12 protein-coding genes are annotated in these 16,091 nt (G+C 62.1%); 6 read left to right on the forward strand and 6 right to left on the reverse strand.

Annotated features, from left to right (window positions below; genetic code table 11):
• Positions 1-252: 252 nt before the first annotated feature.
• Entirely contained in the window at positions 253-4,227 is a 3,975-nt protein-coding gene (locus H096_RS02375; RefSeq protein WP_033896581.1) for a bifunctional nitrate reductase/sulfite reductase flavoprotein subunit alpha, read from the forward strand.
• Between the two features lie 151 nt (positions 4,228-4,378).
• Positions 4,379-6,316, forward strand: coding sequence for a methyl-accepting chemotaxis protein (locus H096_RS02380; RefSeq protein WP_033896642.1), 1,938 nt, complete (start codon positions 4,379-4,381; stop codon positions 6,314-6,316).
• Here H096_RS02380 and H096_RS02385 read toward each other — a convergent pair.
• The 3 genes from H096_RS02385 to H096_RS02395 all read right to left on the reverse strand — a co-directional run bounded on the left by H096_RS02385 (position 6,306) and on the right by H096_RS02395 (position 8,912).
• Positions 6,306-7,100: an alpha/beta hydrolase gene (locus H096_RS02385; RefSeq protein ID WP_033896582.1), complete on the reverse strand. Its 795-nt coding sequence runs from the start codon at positions 7,098-7,100 to the stop codon at positions 6,306-6,308. The two genes, H096_RS02380 and H096_RS02385, sit on opposite strands and share 11 nt — an antisense overlap.
• Before the next feature lie 77 nt (positions 7,101-7,177).
• Entirely contained in the window at positions 7,178-8,080 is a 903-nt protein-coding gene (locus H096_RS02390) for a LysR family transcriptional regulator (RefSeq protein WP_033896584.1), read from the reverse strand.
• Between the two features lie 55 nt (positions 8,081-8,135).
• Positions 8,136-8,912, reverse strand: a complete 777-nt coding sequence (locus tag H096_RS02395; RefSeq protein ID WP_033896585.1) for a nucleotidyltransferase domain-containing protein — start codon at positions 8,910-8,912, stop codon at positions 8,136-8,138.
• A 136-nt stretch (positions 8,913-9,048) separates the two neighbouring features.
• Here H096_RS02395 and H096_RS02400 point away from each other — a divergent pair, with 136 nt between their 5' ends.
• Positions 9,049-9,999 carry a transporter gene (locus H096_RS02400; protein WP_033896586.1) on the forward strand — a complete coding sequence of 317 codons (951 nt, stop codon included), beginning with the start codon at positions 9,049-9,051 and terminating at the stop codon, positions 9,997-9,999.
• 6 nt (positions 10,000-10,005) lie between these two features.
• On the opposite strand, the gene H096_RS02405 is transcribed toward H096_RS02400, so the two are convergent.
• Complete coding sequence (locus H096_RS02405) at positions 10,006-11,034, reverse strand: UV damage endonuclease UvsE (RefSeq protein WP_033896587.1); 1,029 nt, start codon at positions 11,032-11,034, stop codon at positions 10,006-10,008.
• A 172-nt stretch (positions 11,035-11,206) separates the two neighbouring features.
• Here H096_RS02405 and H096_RS02410 point away from each other — a divergent pair, with 172 nt between their 5' ends.
• The 3 genes from H096_RS02410 to H096_RS02420 all read left to right on the forward strand — a co-directional run bounded on the left by H096_RS02410 (position 11,207) and on the right by H096_RS02420 (position 13,900).
• Positions 11,207-11,620, forward strand: a complete 414-nt coding sequence (locus H096_RS02410) for a DUF2231 domain-containing protein (RefSeq protein ID WP_033896588.1) — start codon at positions 11,207-11,209, stop codon at positions 11,618-11,620.
• Positions 11,617-12,909 (forward strand): sorbosone dehydrogenase family protein, encoded by a 1,293-nt coding sequence (locus tag H096_RS02415; RefSeq protein WP_033896589.1) that lies wholly within the window; start codon positions 11,617-11,619, stop codon positions 12,907-12,909. The genes H096_RS02410 and H096_RS02415 overlap by 4 nt, the downstream gene beginning before the upstream one ends.
• Before the next feature lie 70 nt (positions 12,910-12,979).
• Positions 12,980-13,900 (forward strand): helix-turn-helix domain-containing GNAT family N-acetyltransferase, encoded by a 921-nt coding sequence (locus tag H096_RS02420; protein WP_033896590.1) that lies wholly within the window; start codon positions 12,980-12,982, stop codon positions 13,898-13,900.
• Positions 13,901-13,937: 37 nt separating this feature from the next.
• Here the strand turns inward: H096_RS02420 and H096_RS02425 are convergent, their stop codons facing one another.
• Positions 13,938-15,341, reverse strand: coding sequence for an MFS transporter (locus tag H096_RS02425; protein WP_033896592.1), 1,404 nt, complete (start codon positions 15,339-15,341; stop codon positions 13,938-13,940).
• Between the two features lie 143 nt (positions 15,342-15,484).
• Positions 15,485-16,015 carry a GNAT family N-acetyltransferase gene (locus H096_RS02430; RefSeq protein ID WP_033896593.1) on the reverse strand — a complete coding sequence of 177 codons (531 nt, stop codon included), beginning with the start codon at positions 16,013-16,015 and terminating at the stop codon, positions 15,485-15,487.
• Between the last annotated feature and the right edge of the window lie 76 nt (positions 16,016-16,091).

A 16,091-nucleotide genomic window follows, 5' to 3' on the forward strand; every position in this document is an offset into this window, starting at 1 on the left:
AGAGGGCTGCTGCGCAGCCCAGCGCGGGGCAAGCCCGCTCACCACAACAAGCTCTGCTCACCACAGCAGCCCACTCACCAAAAAACGCCCGTTCACCTAACAAACCCCTCGTGAAAAACCTGGCGCGTGACTTGCTAGGAACACTCCAACCAAGCAGTCAACGCTGACTGCCCTCTCACGACAAAGGCGCCGTGTAATCCCCGTTCTGAACGGAGGGTTGCAAGGCGCCTTTTTTGTTTACGCAGGTTTCAGATGGCCAACCAAAGCATACGCAGCGTGTGTCCTTATTGTGGCGTGGGCTGCGGCATCGTCATGCAGGTGCAAGACAATAAAGTGGTCAAGGTGATCGGCGACAAAGCCCACCCCACCAACTTTGGCCGCCTGTGCACCAAGGGCACCACCTGCGGGCAAGCCATCGCCGAGTCCGGACGCATGGAAAACGCCTATGTACGCCAGGCCCGGCAGAATGACCCGGTGCGCATCGGCATGGACAACGCCCTCCGCGAAACCGCGCGCCGCCTGCGTCACACCCTCGACACCCACGGCCCGGACGCCTTGGCGTTCTACGTGTCGGGCCAGATGTCACTGGAATCCCAATACCTGATCAATAAATTGGCCAAGGGCTTCGTCCGCACATCCAACATCGAGTCCAACTCTCGGCTGTGCATGGCCAGCGCCGGCAGTGGCTACAAACTCTCCCTCGGCGCCGACGGCCCGCCGGGGTCCTATGAAGACTTCGATCGCGCTGAGCTGTTCTTCGTGATCGGCGCGAACATGGCTGACTGTCACCCGATCCTGTTCCTGCGCCTGATGGACCGGGTCAAGGCCGGGGCGAAGCTGATCGTGGTCGACCCCCGGCGCAGCGCCACGGCGGACAAGGCCAACCTGTTCCTGCCGATCAAACCCGGCACCGACCTGGCGTTGCTCAATGGCCTGCTGCACCTGCTGGTCAAAAACGGCCATACCGACCCTGCCTTTATCGCCGCCTTTACCCAAGGCTGGGAGGCGATGCCCGAATTCCTCGAGGACTATTCGCCAGAGTACGTCGCCGCCATCACCGGCCTGGCCGAAGCCGATATCCGCCAAGCCGCCGACTGGATCGGCCAGGCCGCCGAGTGGATGAGCTGCTGGACCATGGGCCTCAACCAGAGCACCCACGGCACCTGGCACACCAACGCCCTGTGCAACCTGCACCTGGCGACAGGCGCCATTTGCCGGCCGGGCAGCGGGCCGTTTTCCCTCACGGGTCAACCCAATGCCATGGGCGGGCGCGAAATGGGTTACATGGGTCCTGGACTGCCGGGGCAACGTTCGGTGTTGGTCGAGGCCGACCGCGCCTTTATCGAAGACCTGTGGCAGATCCCCCACGACAGCCTGCCGCGCCAGGCTGGCAGCGGCACCGTGGCGATGTTCGAACAGATGGCCGCCGGGCAGATCAAGGCCTGCTGGATCATCTGCACCAACCCGGTCGCCAGCGTGCCTAACCGACAAACCGTGATCAAAGGCCTGCAAACCGCCGAACTGGTGATCACCCAGGATGCTTTTCTCGATACCGAAACCAACCGCTACGCCGACATCCTGTTGCCCGGCGCGCTGTGGGCCGAGGCCGAAGGGGTGATGATCAACTCCGAGCGCAACCTGACCCTGATGCAAAAAGCCGTCGACGCGCCCGGCGAGACCCTGCCCGACTGGCAGATCATCGCCAGGGTCGCCTGTGAAATGGGCTTTGCCGACGCGTTCACCTATGCATCCGCCGCTGACGTGTTTGAAGAAATAAAACGTGCCTGGAACCCCAAGACCGGCTACGACCTCCGTGGCGCGAGCTACCCGCGCCTGCGTGAGCAGCCGCTGCAATGGCCCTGCGCATCGGAGGATGGCGCGGACCGCAACCCGATCCGCTACCGGGACACAGGCGCCCTCACCTTCGCCACCGAAAACGGCAAAGCCCTGTTCTTCGCCCGCCCGCATATGCCGCCCGCAGAGATGCCCGATGACGTGTTCCCCTTTGTGCTCAACACCGGCCGCGTGCAGCACCAATGGCACACCCTGACCAAGACCGGCAAGGTCGCGACCCTGAACAAACTCAACCCCGGGCCCTTCGTGGAATTACACCCCGAAGACGCAGCCAATCTGGGCATCAAAAACAAGGATCAGGTCGAGATACGCTCCCAGCGCGGCCGCGCCGTACTGCCCGCCGTGGTCACCGACCGTGTACGGCCAGGCAACTGCTTTGCGCCGTTCCACTGGAACGATGTGTTCGGTGAACACCTGGCCATCAACGCAGTGACCAACGACGCGGTGGACCCGATTTCCTTGCAGCCGGAGTTCAAGCACTGCGCTGTCGCCCTGGCCCGCGTCGAGCTGATCGACCATCAATTCCTGGACCGCCCTTCCCCCGTAGCTGAGGACACTCCCATGTCGCGCCTCGACGCCTTCGCCGAAATCGCCGGCATCCGCAACCTCCCCGCGCCGCCACTGAGCGAGGGTGAGCGTACCTACCTCGCCGGCTTCCTCAGCGGCTTGCAAGCCAATACCGCACGCCAGGCAGTAGACGTGCCGACCCTGCCCGCCAATGCACCGCTGGCCGATGCGTCACGGCTTTGGTTGAACGGCTTGCTCGGCGGTTTGTTCAGCCATACGCAATCCCCCGCAGCGCCCTCCCCGGGCGTCACCTTGTTGTGGGCCTCGCAAACCGGCAACGCCGAAGCCTTGGCCGAGCGTTTTACCAAACGGCTGCGCGACGCGGGCATTACCGTGGAACTGAGCGCGATGGCGGATTTCCCGGCGAGCAAACTGGCAAGCACCCACACCCTGGCGCTGATCAGCAGCACCTTTGGCGACGGCGACCCACCGGACAATGGCGAAGGGTTCTGGCACAGCCTCAGCACCGCCGAGACGCGCCTAGAGTCCCTGCGCTTCGCGGTGCTGGCCCTGGGCGACCCGAGCTACGAGCAGTTCTGCAACCACGGCAAACAACTCGACCAACGCCTGTTGGAACTGGGCGCCACCCGCCTGTTGGAACGCGTCGACTGCGATACCGAATTCGAAGCACTGGCCGATGCCTGGCTACTGCGTTTCCAGCAGACCCTGGCCCCGGCAAAGCCCGTCGCGCCCGCCACCCCCGCCGGGAAAACCAAGCTGTACGGCTCACGCCTGCTACTCAACCGACACCTGAACCCGCACAGCGTCCACAAGGAAACCCGCCAATTTGCCCTAGACCTGACCGACTCCGGGCTGACCTACGAAGCCGGTGATGCCCTGGGTGTGCGGCCGCGCAACTGCCCCGAACTGGTCAGCGAGTTGCTCGACCTCACACGCTTGAACGCCAGTACCTGCGTGAACATCGACACCTTCGGCGACGTGCCCTTGCAACAGGCCCTGACCCAGCACTTCGAAATCGCCCGGCCCAGCAGCGACACCCTGGCTTTCATCGCCGAGCGCAGCGCCAACCCTGGCCTCAAGCACTTGCTCAACCCCGAACATAAGGCCGAACTGAATGACTGGCTCTGGGGTCGGCAACTGGCGGATGTGTTGCTGGAGTACCCCGTCGAGTGTTCGGCGGATGAGCTGCTGGGCACCCTCAAGCGCCTGCAACCGCGCCTGTATTCAATCGCGTCCAGCGCCAAGGCCTATCCTCAGGAAGTGCACCTCACCGTGGCCGCCGTGCGTTACGGCAAACGTAAAGGCGTGTCCTCGACCTTCCTGGCTGACCGGGTCGGCGACGGCGAGGTGCCGTTGTTCATCCAGCCGTCCAAACACTTCCGCACGCCCACTGACGGCGACGTGCCAATGATCATGATCGGCCCCGGCACCGGTATCGCGCCCTTTCGCGCGTTCTTGCAGGAACGTCGCGCGCTGGGTCATCAGGGGCGCAACTGGCTGTTCTTCGGCGAACAGCACGCCGCCAGCGATTTCTACTATCAAGACGAACTGCAAGGCATGCAGCGCGACGGCCTGCTCAACCACTTGAGCCTGGCGTTCTCGCGCGACCAGGCGCAGAAGGTCTATGTACAAGACCGCATCCGCGAACAGGGCGCCGAGCTGTGGCGCTGGTTGGAGGACGGCGCCAGGCTGTATATCTGCGGCGACGCCAGCCACATGGCCAAAGATGTCGACCAGGCCCTGCGCCAAATCGCGCAAACCCACGGCGGGCTTGGCGTCGAGGGTGCCGTGGAGTACTGGCGGCAGCTGAGTGAGCAGAAGCGCTATCTGCGTGATGTGTATTGATTGGATACAGAACAATAAGCAGTTTGTATTGTGTACAAAAAACCCTAAAGATTTATCGAAGTCGGGCCGAAACAGCGGTGATAGCAAATCGCCGCAATCCTGATCGAGGTGCACGACGATTTGGCCGCCCTTCACGCTGATGGTCGTCTCGATGAAAATAAAAAATAAGCTGGTACTCGCATTTGTCTCCGTTGCTTTTATCCCGGTAAGCCTGGTGGCCTTGATTTCGGTCATGAACACGCGGACCCAGGCGGTGGAGCAGTTCATCGACGGCAGCACCCGGGAAATCCGTCAGATTGATGGCAACATCCGCCAGTTCTTCGACGGCACGCTGCAAAACGTCGATCAAATGGCTACTGATCCTGTATACACCTCCGTGAACACGCTGAAGAACTACCAGCCTGCCGACGCCGCAAGCCAGCCCATGCCCGCCGAGGCGCAAGCAGTGATCGACCGCTTCGCGCGCTTTGGCGCCACCCACCCAGCGGCGGCGATCCTGTCCATCGGCCTGGAAGACGGCACCTACGCCAAATGGCCGGATGACCCGCAACTGGCCAAGTACGACCCGCGCACCCGCCCCTGGTACAAAGCGGCCATGGCCAGCCCCGGCAAGACCGTGCGCACCCCCGCGTATTACTACGACAAAGACGACGTCGCCCTGGTGGGCACCGCACGCGCATTGCTGGAAAACGGCAAGGCCAAGGGCGTGTTCGTGGTCAGCGTCTCGCTGAAAAACCTCACCGAACTGGTCAAGAGCATCAAGCTGGGTGAAAGCGGTTACGTGATGCTGGTCGAGGACGGCGTGGTGCTGGTGGATCCGCGCAACGCCGCCCACAACTTCAAGCCGCTCAAGGACCTGGGCACAGCCTATGCGCCGTTGGCCGACACCGCACAGGGCTCCACTGAAGTGGTGATCGACGGCGTGCGCTATATGGCGAACGTGTGGACCTCCCCCGGCCTCGGCTGGCGCTATATCGGGCTGATCGAACACCGTGAGGTGATGGCCGAAGCCACGCGCATGACCTACCTCACCGCCATCATCGTCGCGGTGCTGGTGCTGATCTTCGGGCTGATCGCGGCGGCGTTTTCCAAGGTCATCGTCAAGCCTATCGGCCAGGTCAGCACCGGCTTGCAGTCCATCGCCCAGGGCGAAGGCGACTTGCGCCACGAATTGCAGGTCCAGGGTAAGGATGAAACCGCCGAACTGGCCGGCTGGTTCAACAAGTTCCTGGCGGCGATCCGCCAACTGATCCAGCACATCGGCGCAGCCTCGGCCAACTTGCAGAACGCCTCCAAGGTCAACAGCGAGGTGGCGCACAACATGAACGAGGCGGCCGGACGCCAGCGTGAGGCGGTCGAGCTGGTCTCTACGGCGTTCAACGAAATGGTCGCCACCGCCAACGAAGTCGCACGCTCCTGCAGCGGCGCGGCGGAGTCCGCCGAGAACGGGCACCGCCGCGTGGCCGAGGGCAAGCAGCAGATCGAAGTCACCACCGACAACGTCAACCGCCTGGGGCGCCGCCTGACCGAGTCATCCCAGGCCATGGTCGAACTGGAAGCCGGTAGCCGCAGTATCAACCAGATCCTTGGCACCATCCGCGCGATTGCCGAGCAAACCAACCTGCTGGCACTCAACGCCGCCATCGAAGCCGCCCGTGCCGGTGACCAGGGCCGTGGTTTTGCGGTGGTGGCCGACGAAGTGCGCGCACTGGCCAAGCGCACGTCCGACTCCACTGGCGAGATCGAGCAGCTGCTCGGCACCCTGGAAAACAAGACTCAGGAAGTCACGCAGAAAATGGGCAGTTGCCTCGACCTGTCGAAAGCCAGTGTGTCGTCCATCGAAAGCGCGCGGGACAGCTTTGAAGGGATCCAGACCTCGGTCAACGAGATCCGTGACCAGAACCTGCAGATCTCCGCCGCCGCCGAGGAACAACACAGCGTGGCCGAAGAGATCAACCGGCATATCCAACAGATCTACGACGAAGCGCGCCTGGTGGAAAGCCTGGCCAACTCGGCGCAGGACGATTCGGGGCGGCTGTCAAACCTGTCGGATGAGTTGAATGGATTGGTGGGGCGGTTCAAGTCCTGAGGAAGTCAGCGATTGCCTGCCACATCGCGACCGGGTTGGAATACATCGGGAAATGCCCACACTGGGCAATCGGCGCCAGGCGCACGCCGTTGGCCTGGATATGCGCCAGGTAGGACAGCCCGGCATTCTGCTCGCCGTACATGAACATCTTGGGGCACGGCAGCCCGAGGAACTTGCCCATCAGGTCGGCGTTGTCGGAGAGTTCGACCATCGATTGGAAGATCCCGCGCACGGCACCGGCACGCACCTTGTGGCGCAGGCTTGCCGAGTAAAGCGCGCTGGCATACGCGGGTGCCTGGCGAGTGCGCGCGATGAAGGCGCTGAAAAACGCCTCGGGATCCTCTGCCGGGAAATCCACGATCTGGCGGCTGAGAAAGCAGTCTTCGGGGGCGATATTGCCTTCAATGTCGGTAAAGCTCAGCACGCGCTCCGGAAAACGATGGGCCAGCATCAAGGCAGTCAGGCCGCCCATGGAGTGGCCGACCAGGTGGAAGCGTTCGACCTTGAACTGCGCCAGCACCTGCAAGGCGGTTTCCAGCAGGAACGGGATGTTGATGGTCGCCAGGTCGGCACATTGGCTCTCACCGCAGCCGGGGGCGTCGTAGGCGATAAAGGCATGCCCGTCGAACGCCGGGTGCAGGACGATGTCGGCGTAGTCCTCCTTGGTCGAGCCGAACCCGTGCAGGAACAGGATGGGCGCCCGCTCGCCGTCGCGGTGGATCGCCGCTATCTCCACAGCGGTACCGTCTACGGTCAGTGGAATGAAGGAATGAACGAACGACATGCAAGAGTTCCTTGGCCGAAAAGGTGCCAATTTCAGCGGTTAGCCGCGCGGTGTAAATGACCGATAGCGGAAGGTTGTCATACGCCAATCGTATGAGCCTGGAACTGCGCGACCAACTCGGTCACCAAGGGATTAGGCTGCTCGCTGTTCCAGGCCACCGCCGTGGTAACCACATTGAGTTTCTGGGTCAGCGGCCGTAGCACCACGTTGTCCGGCGCGAGCTTCTTCAGCGACGCTGGCACCAGCGCAATGCCTTGGCCGCAGCTGACGAATGCAATCTGCGAGGCCACCGAGCGCACTTCATGCAGCACCCGTGGCGAGAACCCGCTGGCGCGGCAGGTGGCGATCAGGTTGTCGAAATACACCGGGCTGACCTTGCGCGAAAACATCACCAGCGGCTCGCTGGCCAGGCTCGACAGGCTGATGCGCGAACGTGCGGCCAACGGATGATCGCTTGGCAACGCCACCATCAAGCGATCTTCGCGCACCGGCAACGACTGGATCGCCGGGCCCAGGTCACCGTCCAGCCGGGCGAAGGCCAGATCGATATCCCCGGCTTCCAGCGCCGGCAGCGCCTCGACGCTGTCGATCTCGCGCACCGACACGGTGAGGTGCGGGTATTGCTGCTTGAGTTGATCGATCAGGCCTGGCAACACATCAAACATTGCCGTTGAAATCGCGCCGATGGTCAGCATGCCCGACTGCCCCGCTACCGCCTCTTCCACCGCCAGTTCCAGGCGCTCAAGCTGCTCGGCGAACTTGCGCACTGCCGGCAGGATCGCCGCGCCTACCGGGGTCAACTTGGCGCCCCGCCGGGAGCGTTCGAACAGCTGGACCTTGAGCGCTTGTTCCAGCACCTGGATCTGCTCGCTCAACGGCGGCTGCGACATGCCCAGGCGCTTGGCAGCGCGGCCGAAGTTCTGTTCTTCGGCGACGGCGAGGAACAGCCAGAGGTGGCGGATGAGGCGGAAGTTGATCATGGCGTTTCCATAGGCTTGGCGTATGCAATCAGCAGTTTAGCGCCAATATACCTATCTATTTTTGTTGGGAAACCATCCAGTCGAGAAAGGCGTGAAGTCGAACGGAGAATTTCTCGCCCTCCGCGCTGGGGTTGCGTGCCTCGAACAAAAAGAACGCGAGTTGGGCAACCATCGCCGGGTAATGCTGGAGGAACAGCTTGACGTGGTCCTCAAGCGAGTGCGGCCACATCAAAGCCTGGACCGGGCAAAACAGCTGCGTTGAGCGCACCAGCTTGCGCGATGCTTCACGCTGCAAACGCAGCCGCGCTTCGTCAGTCCGGGCCTGGTCGATGCGCAAGAGATAGCCCTTGAGCACCGCTTCAAAGTCACCGTTCAGCGCCCAGGCAATCTCACGGGATGGGCGGAACGCATCGAAACACGCCGAAAGATCATTGCCCCACACACCACGGCAATGGTGTTTGAGCCAGAACCCCCAGCGGTCTTTGTTCTCGGGTGACAGCACCTGCGCGCAATGACCGATATCGAAGTCGATCTTCGTGATTTCCGGATGCCGCTGTTCCAGGGACAGGCGCGTCAGCTCCAGCTGTTCAAGCAATTCGGGTTGAGGCGGTTCACGAAATATCAACGTGAGATCCAGGTCGGATTCACCGGAAATGGCCTCCGCCCTGGCGACACTGCCATACACATAAATGCCGTCCAGGCCCCACTGCGCCGGTGAAAGGGTGGCGCAAACATCGCTGAGCAACGGCTGGAACTCAGGCTGCAGGGGCAAATCGGTCACGGCCAGTACAAATCCTTGGGCGTCGACACCAGTAGGTTGCGATGAATTCACGGGGCACTGTTTCCTTGAGTCAGACCGGCAAGCATGACGGGCAAGGGGCTGACGGCGCAACGACCTTCAATCCTTGGACTATGCTCAAGCGGCCCCTGACAGCACGCACAGTATGGCCAATTGGATAGGAAGTCCTATGAACCCAACGACCCGCGTTTTAAGCCTGCTCACCCTGCTGCCCATCGCGATGGCGCAGGCCGACGACGGCGGTATCAGCTTCTGGCTGCCCGGCCAGTTCGGTGCCCTCGCCGCTGCGCCGACCACGCCGGGCTGGAGCCTGCCGCTGGTTTACTACCATGTGAATGCCAGCGACGGTCGGCACTCAGCCACCCCGCGCGGCGGGCGCACGGTGGTGGGGCTGGATGCCAAGGCCGACCTGTTGTTTGCCAGCCCGACCTACACCTTCGCCACGCCGGTATTGGGCGGTGCCCAGGCGGCGATTTCGGCGGTGGCGGCCGTGGGGCGTTCCGAGGCGAGTGTCGATGCCACCGTGACCGGCCCACGCGGGCGCTCGTTTTCCGGCGGTACCCACGATGCCCTCAAAGGTGCCAGCGATGTGTATCTGCTCGGCACCCTGAAGTGGAACCACGGCGTGCACAACTTCATGGCTTATTCCATGGGCAACCTACCCGTGGGCGCCTATGACCCGGATCGCCTGGTCAATATCGGCCTGGGCCATGCCGCCCTGGATGCGGGCGGCGGCTACACGTTTTTTGACAAGACCAACGAGTTCTCCGCCGTGGCGGGTGTGACCTACAACTGGGAAAACCGCGACACCCACTACCAGAACGGCATCGATGCACACATCGACCTCAGCGCCTCGCACTTCTTCACCGCGCAGACCCACGCCGGACTGGTGGGTTATTACTTCCGCCAGGTGACCGGCGACAGTGGCAGCGGCGCGGTGCTGGGGGATTTCAAGTCGCGCGTGGCCGGGATCGGGCCCCAGGCCGGGCACTTCTTCAAGGTGGGTGATGAGCTGTGGTACGCCAATATCAAGGGCTACTACGAATTCGACGCCAAAAACCGCCCGGACGGCTGGAACATGTGGCTGTCCCTGGTCATTCCGCTGGCCGGCAAAGGCTGACGCGATTCAGGCACTGTGCCGCTTCCAGTGTTCATAGAACGCCAGGCTGGCGACGTTCTTGTCCTTGGCTTCAAGCATGATGTCGAAGCGGTCGAGAAACTGCAGTGCGTAGTCGTTGGTCCAGCGGTTCCACATTTGGGCGCTGTGGGCGTAGAGGTCGCGCTTGGACACCACCTGCAACAACGCATCCATTTCAAGCTTGTGCTCGGCGTCGAAACCCAGCTCCTGCAAGCTCTCCTGGGGCTGGGAGTAATGCATAGTCGGACGCACGCCGCGCCAGCTTTCAATCACGCGGGCGACGCGTTCCGAGTGGGGGTCGATATAGTCGTTTTCGTTGATCCAGCAGTGATGGATGTCCAACACCACTGGCGCCAGGTCAGCGACTTGCAGGCAATGGTCGAGGCCGTAGGTTTTCTCGTCGTTCTCGAAGGTGATGCAGTTGCGCGCCACCTCCGACAGGCGCGACCACACCGCGCGGGTGCCTTCCACGCCAAGGCGGCCGGCGATGTGCACGTTGCACTTGAGGTCCTGGAAGCGACGGCCGTAGCCCATCATGCGGATCATGTCGGCGTGGTATTCGAACTCGGCCAGGCTGTTTTCCACCACGCCGGGGTTTTCCGACCCGAGCACGCAGTATTGGCCGGGGTGGAAGGACAGGCGGATATCCGACGCTCGCGCCAACTCGCCGATGGCGGCGAAGCCCTCTACCAATTGGCGCTCGATCGCCGGGTCTTGGTACACGGCAGCGACTTTCGGGTGGCTGTAGAACGGCAGCAGGTCACTGCTCAGACGCAACATGCGCAGGGTCGGCGGTAACTCGGCCACATACGCCAACAGGCGCAACTGGGCGGCCAGGTTATGCGTAACCACTTCCACCAGCTTGTCGCGGGCCACTTGCGGGGTGACGCTGTCCATCCAGCGCAACGTGGTGGTGCGTGGGTTAAACGGGCCCTCAATCAGCTTCAACGCACTGGCGGAGAGCAGGCGCTCGGGATGTTTGTACTGGCACGCAAAGCCGATGCGAGGTTGAGTCATGGAGGCGCCTGGGGAGAGAAAAGGACGGGATGATACGGCGTTAGGCCGGGGCGACCCTAGAGGGTTCCCACTATTTCGAAACGTTTCACGCTGAACTTTCTCACACGTGACGCGTTCACTTCCTATGCGCTGTCCCGTCCAGGGGCGTTATACAACAAGGAGCCGCCACCCCATGACTACCCTTCCCGTCTACCGATACGGCCCAGGGCCGCTGCATGCGACCTTGCTCGCCGGTACCGTGCCGTTGTTTCTCGGCGCCTTGCTCAGCGACATTGCCTACACCCAGACCTACCAGATTCAATGGGCCAACTTCTCGGCCTGGCTGATTGCCGGCGCATTGGTGTTCGCCGGCTTCGCGTTTTTGTTTGCGTTGGTCAACCTGCTCCGTGCTGAGCGCAAGGCCGGGCAACCCACGCGTTATGTCCTGCTGCTGTTGGCCACCTGGATACTCGGCCTGGTCAATGCCTTCCAACACGCCAAGGACGCCTACGCGTCGATGCCCGGCGGCCTGATCTTGTCGGCGCTTGTCTTGCTGCTGACACTGGCGGCCACTTGGACCGGCCTGCGCGCGGGAGGTGTTAAATGAAAACGTCCAGCACATTGACGCTATTGAGCGCCGCCCTGCTGCTCACCGCCTGCGGCGGTGAAGGCGACAAGACCCAGGCCCGTGGCCCCGACCCCAAACTGCCGGAGCAACAAAGCAGCCTGTTGCCGAGCATGAAGATTGCCGAGCCCGCACCCTGGGGCGATCAGAAACCCAAGGTGCCGCAAGGCTACAGCGTCACGGCGATTGCCACTGACCTCGCGATCCCGCGTCAGACCCTGGTGCTGCCCAACGGTGACATCCTCGTCGCCGAAGGCCGTGGCGGCAGCGCGGCCAAGCTCAAACCCAAGGATGTGATCGCCAGCCTGATCAAGGCCGAGGGCAATACCAAGGTCAAGGGCGGCAACCGCCTGACCTTGCTGCGTGACGCCGACGGCGACGGCACCTATGAACTCAAGACGGTGTTCGCCGACAACCTCAACGCGCCGTACGGCCTGGCGTTTGCCAACGGCAAGCTCTACGTGGCCAACCAGGATGCGCTGGTGAGTTTCGACTACGCCGACGGCCAGACCAAAGCCGCTGGCCCGCCCACCAAGGTCACCGACCTGCCGGCGCAGATCAATCACCACTGGACCAAGTCCCTGGCGGTGAGTGCCGACGGCAGCCAGCTTTACGTGGGTATCGGCTCCAACAGCAACGTTACCGAACGGGGCATGGAAGTGGAGATCGACCGCGCGATGGTCTGGCAGATCGACGCCGCCACCGGCGCGCACAAGCCGTATGCCACAGGCCTGCGTAACCCGACGGCGCTGACCATCCAACCCGACACCGGGCAACTGTGGACCGTGGTCAACGAACGCGACGAACTGGGCCCCGACCTGGTGCCGGACTACCTGACCTCGGTGCGTGAAGGCGCTTTCTACGGCTGGCCCTACAGCTACTGGGGCCAGAATGTCGACCCGCGCGCCCAACCGCAGAACCCGGCCAAGGTCGCCGCCGCGATCAAGCCGGATTACAGCCTGGGCTCCCATGTGGCAGCGCTCGGCGTGGACTTCTCCATCCCGGAAATGGGCGAGCAATTCGCTGATGGCGTATTCGTCGGTGAGCACGGCAGTTGGAACCGCGACAACCCGGTGGGCTACAAGGTGATCTTCGTGCCGTTCAGCAATGGCAAGCCGTCCGGTGAGCCGATCGACTTTGCCACCGGCTTTCGGGGTGACGACGGCAAGACCCGTGGGCGCCCGGTCGGCGTGACGGTGGACCCCAAAGGTGCGCTGATCATTGCCGATGACTTGGCCAATACCCTTTGGCGGGTGACGCGTAACCGCTAAGCAAAATGTTTGACATGGTTGCCTGAAGCAACAATATAATTGCTTCAGGCAACCATTCGAGCATTCCCGCATGTCCACTCCCCTGCTTGTCGAACGCGCCGGCATCGTGCGCGGCTTCAATCGCTTCTACACCCACCAGATCGGCGTGCTGCAGGAACACCTGCTGCAAAGCGACTATTCGCTCACCGAAATCCGCGTGATGTACGAGTTGTCTACCCGTGGTGATCTCACCAGCGCCGACCTGTGCCAGATGCTCAGCCTCGACGCGGGCTACCTGAGCCGATTGACCAGTGGTTTCGAAAAGAAGGGCCTGATCCAGAAAGTCCGCTCCGCCACCGACGCCCGCGCGGTGCAACTACACCTCACCGACCATGGCCGTGCAGTGCTGGCGCCCCTGGAACAGCAGACCCAAAGCGAAGTCATCGCCCTGCTCGACAGCCTGCCGGAACCCCAACAGCGGCAACTCACCGACGCCATGAAACGCATCCAGGCCCTGCTGCAAGGCACGGCGCCCAGCTATCTGCTGCGCGACCCACAGCCGGGCGACATGGGTGTGGTGGTGCAACAACAAACCGCGTTGTATGCCCGTGAGTATGGCTGGAACTGGGAGTTCGAAGCGCTGGTGGCGGAGACGGTCGCCAAGTACTTGAGAGCGTTTGATCCAACCTGCGAGCGTTGCTGGATCGCAGAAAAGGACGGCGACGTGGTGGGCTCGGTGTTCGTGATCCGCCACGGCGACACCACGGCCCAGCTGCGCATGCTCTACGTGGACGCCAGTGCGCGCGGCATGGGCATCGGCCAACGGCTGGTGGATGAGTGCGTACGTTTTGCCCGGCAGGTCGGCTACCAACGCATGCAGCTGTGGACAGTGGACATCCTCAGCGATGCGCGCAGGCTTTATCAGAAAGCCGGGTTCGAGTTGATCGAGGAAGAAACGATAGACAGCTTTGGCAAATCCCTGGTCAGCCAGACCTGGGCGCTCACGCTGTGAAGCGGTCCCGCGCCGTTGCGGCGCGGGACGTTGGACCTTACAGGTCGGTGATTTCCTTGTGACGCGGCACCAGCGTCTTCATCACACTCCAGGCCACCAGGTAGGCCAGCGCGCAGATGGCGAACATGATCATGTAGCCGGTGTGGATGTCGCCGACGGACTTGTAGTAGTCGAACACCCAGCCGCCGATCTTGGTCATGACCACGCCACCCAGGCCGCCGGCCATGCCGCCGATACCGACCACCGAGGCCACGGTTTTCTGCGGGAACATGTCCGACACGGTGGTGAAGATGTTGCATGACCACGCCTGGTGCGCCGAGGCGCCCACGCCGATCAGCAATACCGGCACCCAGAAGCTGATATAGCCCAATGGCTGCGCCAGCAACACCACCAGCGGGAACAGCGCGATCACCAGCATCGCTTTCATGCGGCCATCGTAGGGCGCATCGCCGCGTGCCATGAAGTAGCTGGGGAACCAGCCGCCGCCGATACTGCCAACCATAGTCATGCTGTACAGCACCGCCAGCGGCATGACGATATCGGCGCCTTTCATGCCGTATTGCGCCGACAGGTAGGTGGGCAGCCAGAACAGGAAGAACCACCACACACCGTCAGTCATGAACTTGCCAAAGGCAAACGCCCAGGTCTGGCGATACGTGAGCAGCTTGAACCACGAAACTTTTTTCTCCACGGCGCCGGCCGGTGCCGGGGTGAAGGGCTGCACGGTCTGGTCGCTGCGGATATACGCCAGTTCTTCAGGCGACAGGCGTTTTTGCTCATCCGGTTTCTTATAGAGCGCGATCCACACCGCCACCCACACGAAACCCAACCCGCCAATCACGATAAACGCCGCTTCCCACCCCCACAAACCGGCAATCAACGGCACGCAGATCGGTGCCAGGATTGCACCGACGTTGGCGCCGGAGTTGAAGATACCGGTGGCCAGCGAGCGCTCTTTCTTCGGGAAGTACTCGGCGGTGGCCTTGATCGCAATCGGGAAGTTACCCGCCTCACCAATCGCCAGTACCGCACGGGACAGCATGAAGCCGGCAATCGACACCGGAATCACCGCCAGGCCAATCGCCCCGCTGATGGCCGCGATGCCCTCGCCCATCGGCACCGAGAACGCATGCATGATGGCGCCTGTGGACCAGATGCCAATCGCCACTACATAGGCCGCCTTGGTGCCGATCTTGTCGACAAAGCGCCCGGCAAACAACATGGAGATCGCGTAGACGAACTGGAACACCGCCGCAATGTTCGCGTAGTCGGTGTTGCTCCAGCCAAATTGCGTAGACAGCTGCGGCGCCAGCAAGCTGAGCACCTGGCGATCAAGGTAGTTGACGGTGGTCGCGAAAAACAGCATCGCGCAGATGGTCCAACGATAGTTGCCTACCGCTTGGCCAACGCGGTGTGCGTTGATGGGCTCGTTCAAGTTCATGGCATCACTTTTTATTTTTGTTAGGTAGGACATATGTAACGTCATATGTCGTCGTACAACTGTCACTTTTATATCGGGACGCCAGAACGCTGTCAATCTGAAAGATTGCCGTTTATCGAGGTATTGCGCGGGTATGTGAAATGTCAGGCAAAAGGAGTTGTAGGATGACGGGCGCGTAGTATCAGGCTGGGTGCCTTACCCGGCACATCGTCAAGCGTACCGAAAGGCTGCATGCCGATTTTTTCCAGCACGCGGATGGATGCCGCGTGATCCGGCCGTACCAACCCGAACACTTCGGGCAAGCCGAGTGTTTCGAAGGCCAGCGTTAATGCATCCCGGCCCAACTCGGTGGCGTAGCCCTGCCCCCAAGCTTCCACCGCAAACCGATATCCAAGATTTATGCGCCTGTCGGTCAGGTAGTCCATCGGCGCGATGCCACCAAAGCCGATGATGTGATCCGGCGCTTCGACGCGTGCGATCGCCCACCAGCCGTAGCCTTGGGATGCCCACTGTGCAAGCCAGTGATCGAGCAGGCGTCGCGCAACCTCCAGGCTGGCCATCGGGCCGGCGGGGTTGAACAGATTGGTCTGCGGATCGCCGTAGATCGCGAACAATCGCTGCACATCACTCGCGTGTGGTCGGCGGTAGGTCAAACGTGAGGCGACGGCGGACATGCGAATTACTCCCCTGTGAATCTGTAAAGTTCAAGCCATCTGCAAAAAAACACAAATAGTGGTGAATTATTTCATG

Origin of the sequence: Pseudomonas sp. FH1 (genome assembly GCF_000510895.2) — a bacterium.
Taxonomy (GTDB): domain Bacteria; phylum Pseudomonadota; class Gammaproteobacteria; order Pseudomonadales; family Pseudomonadaceae; genus Aquipseudomonas; species Aquipseudomonas azotoformans_A.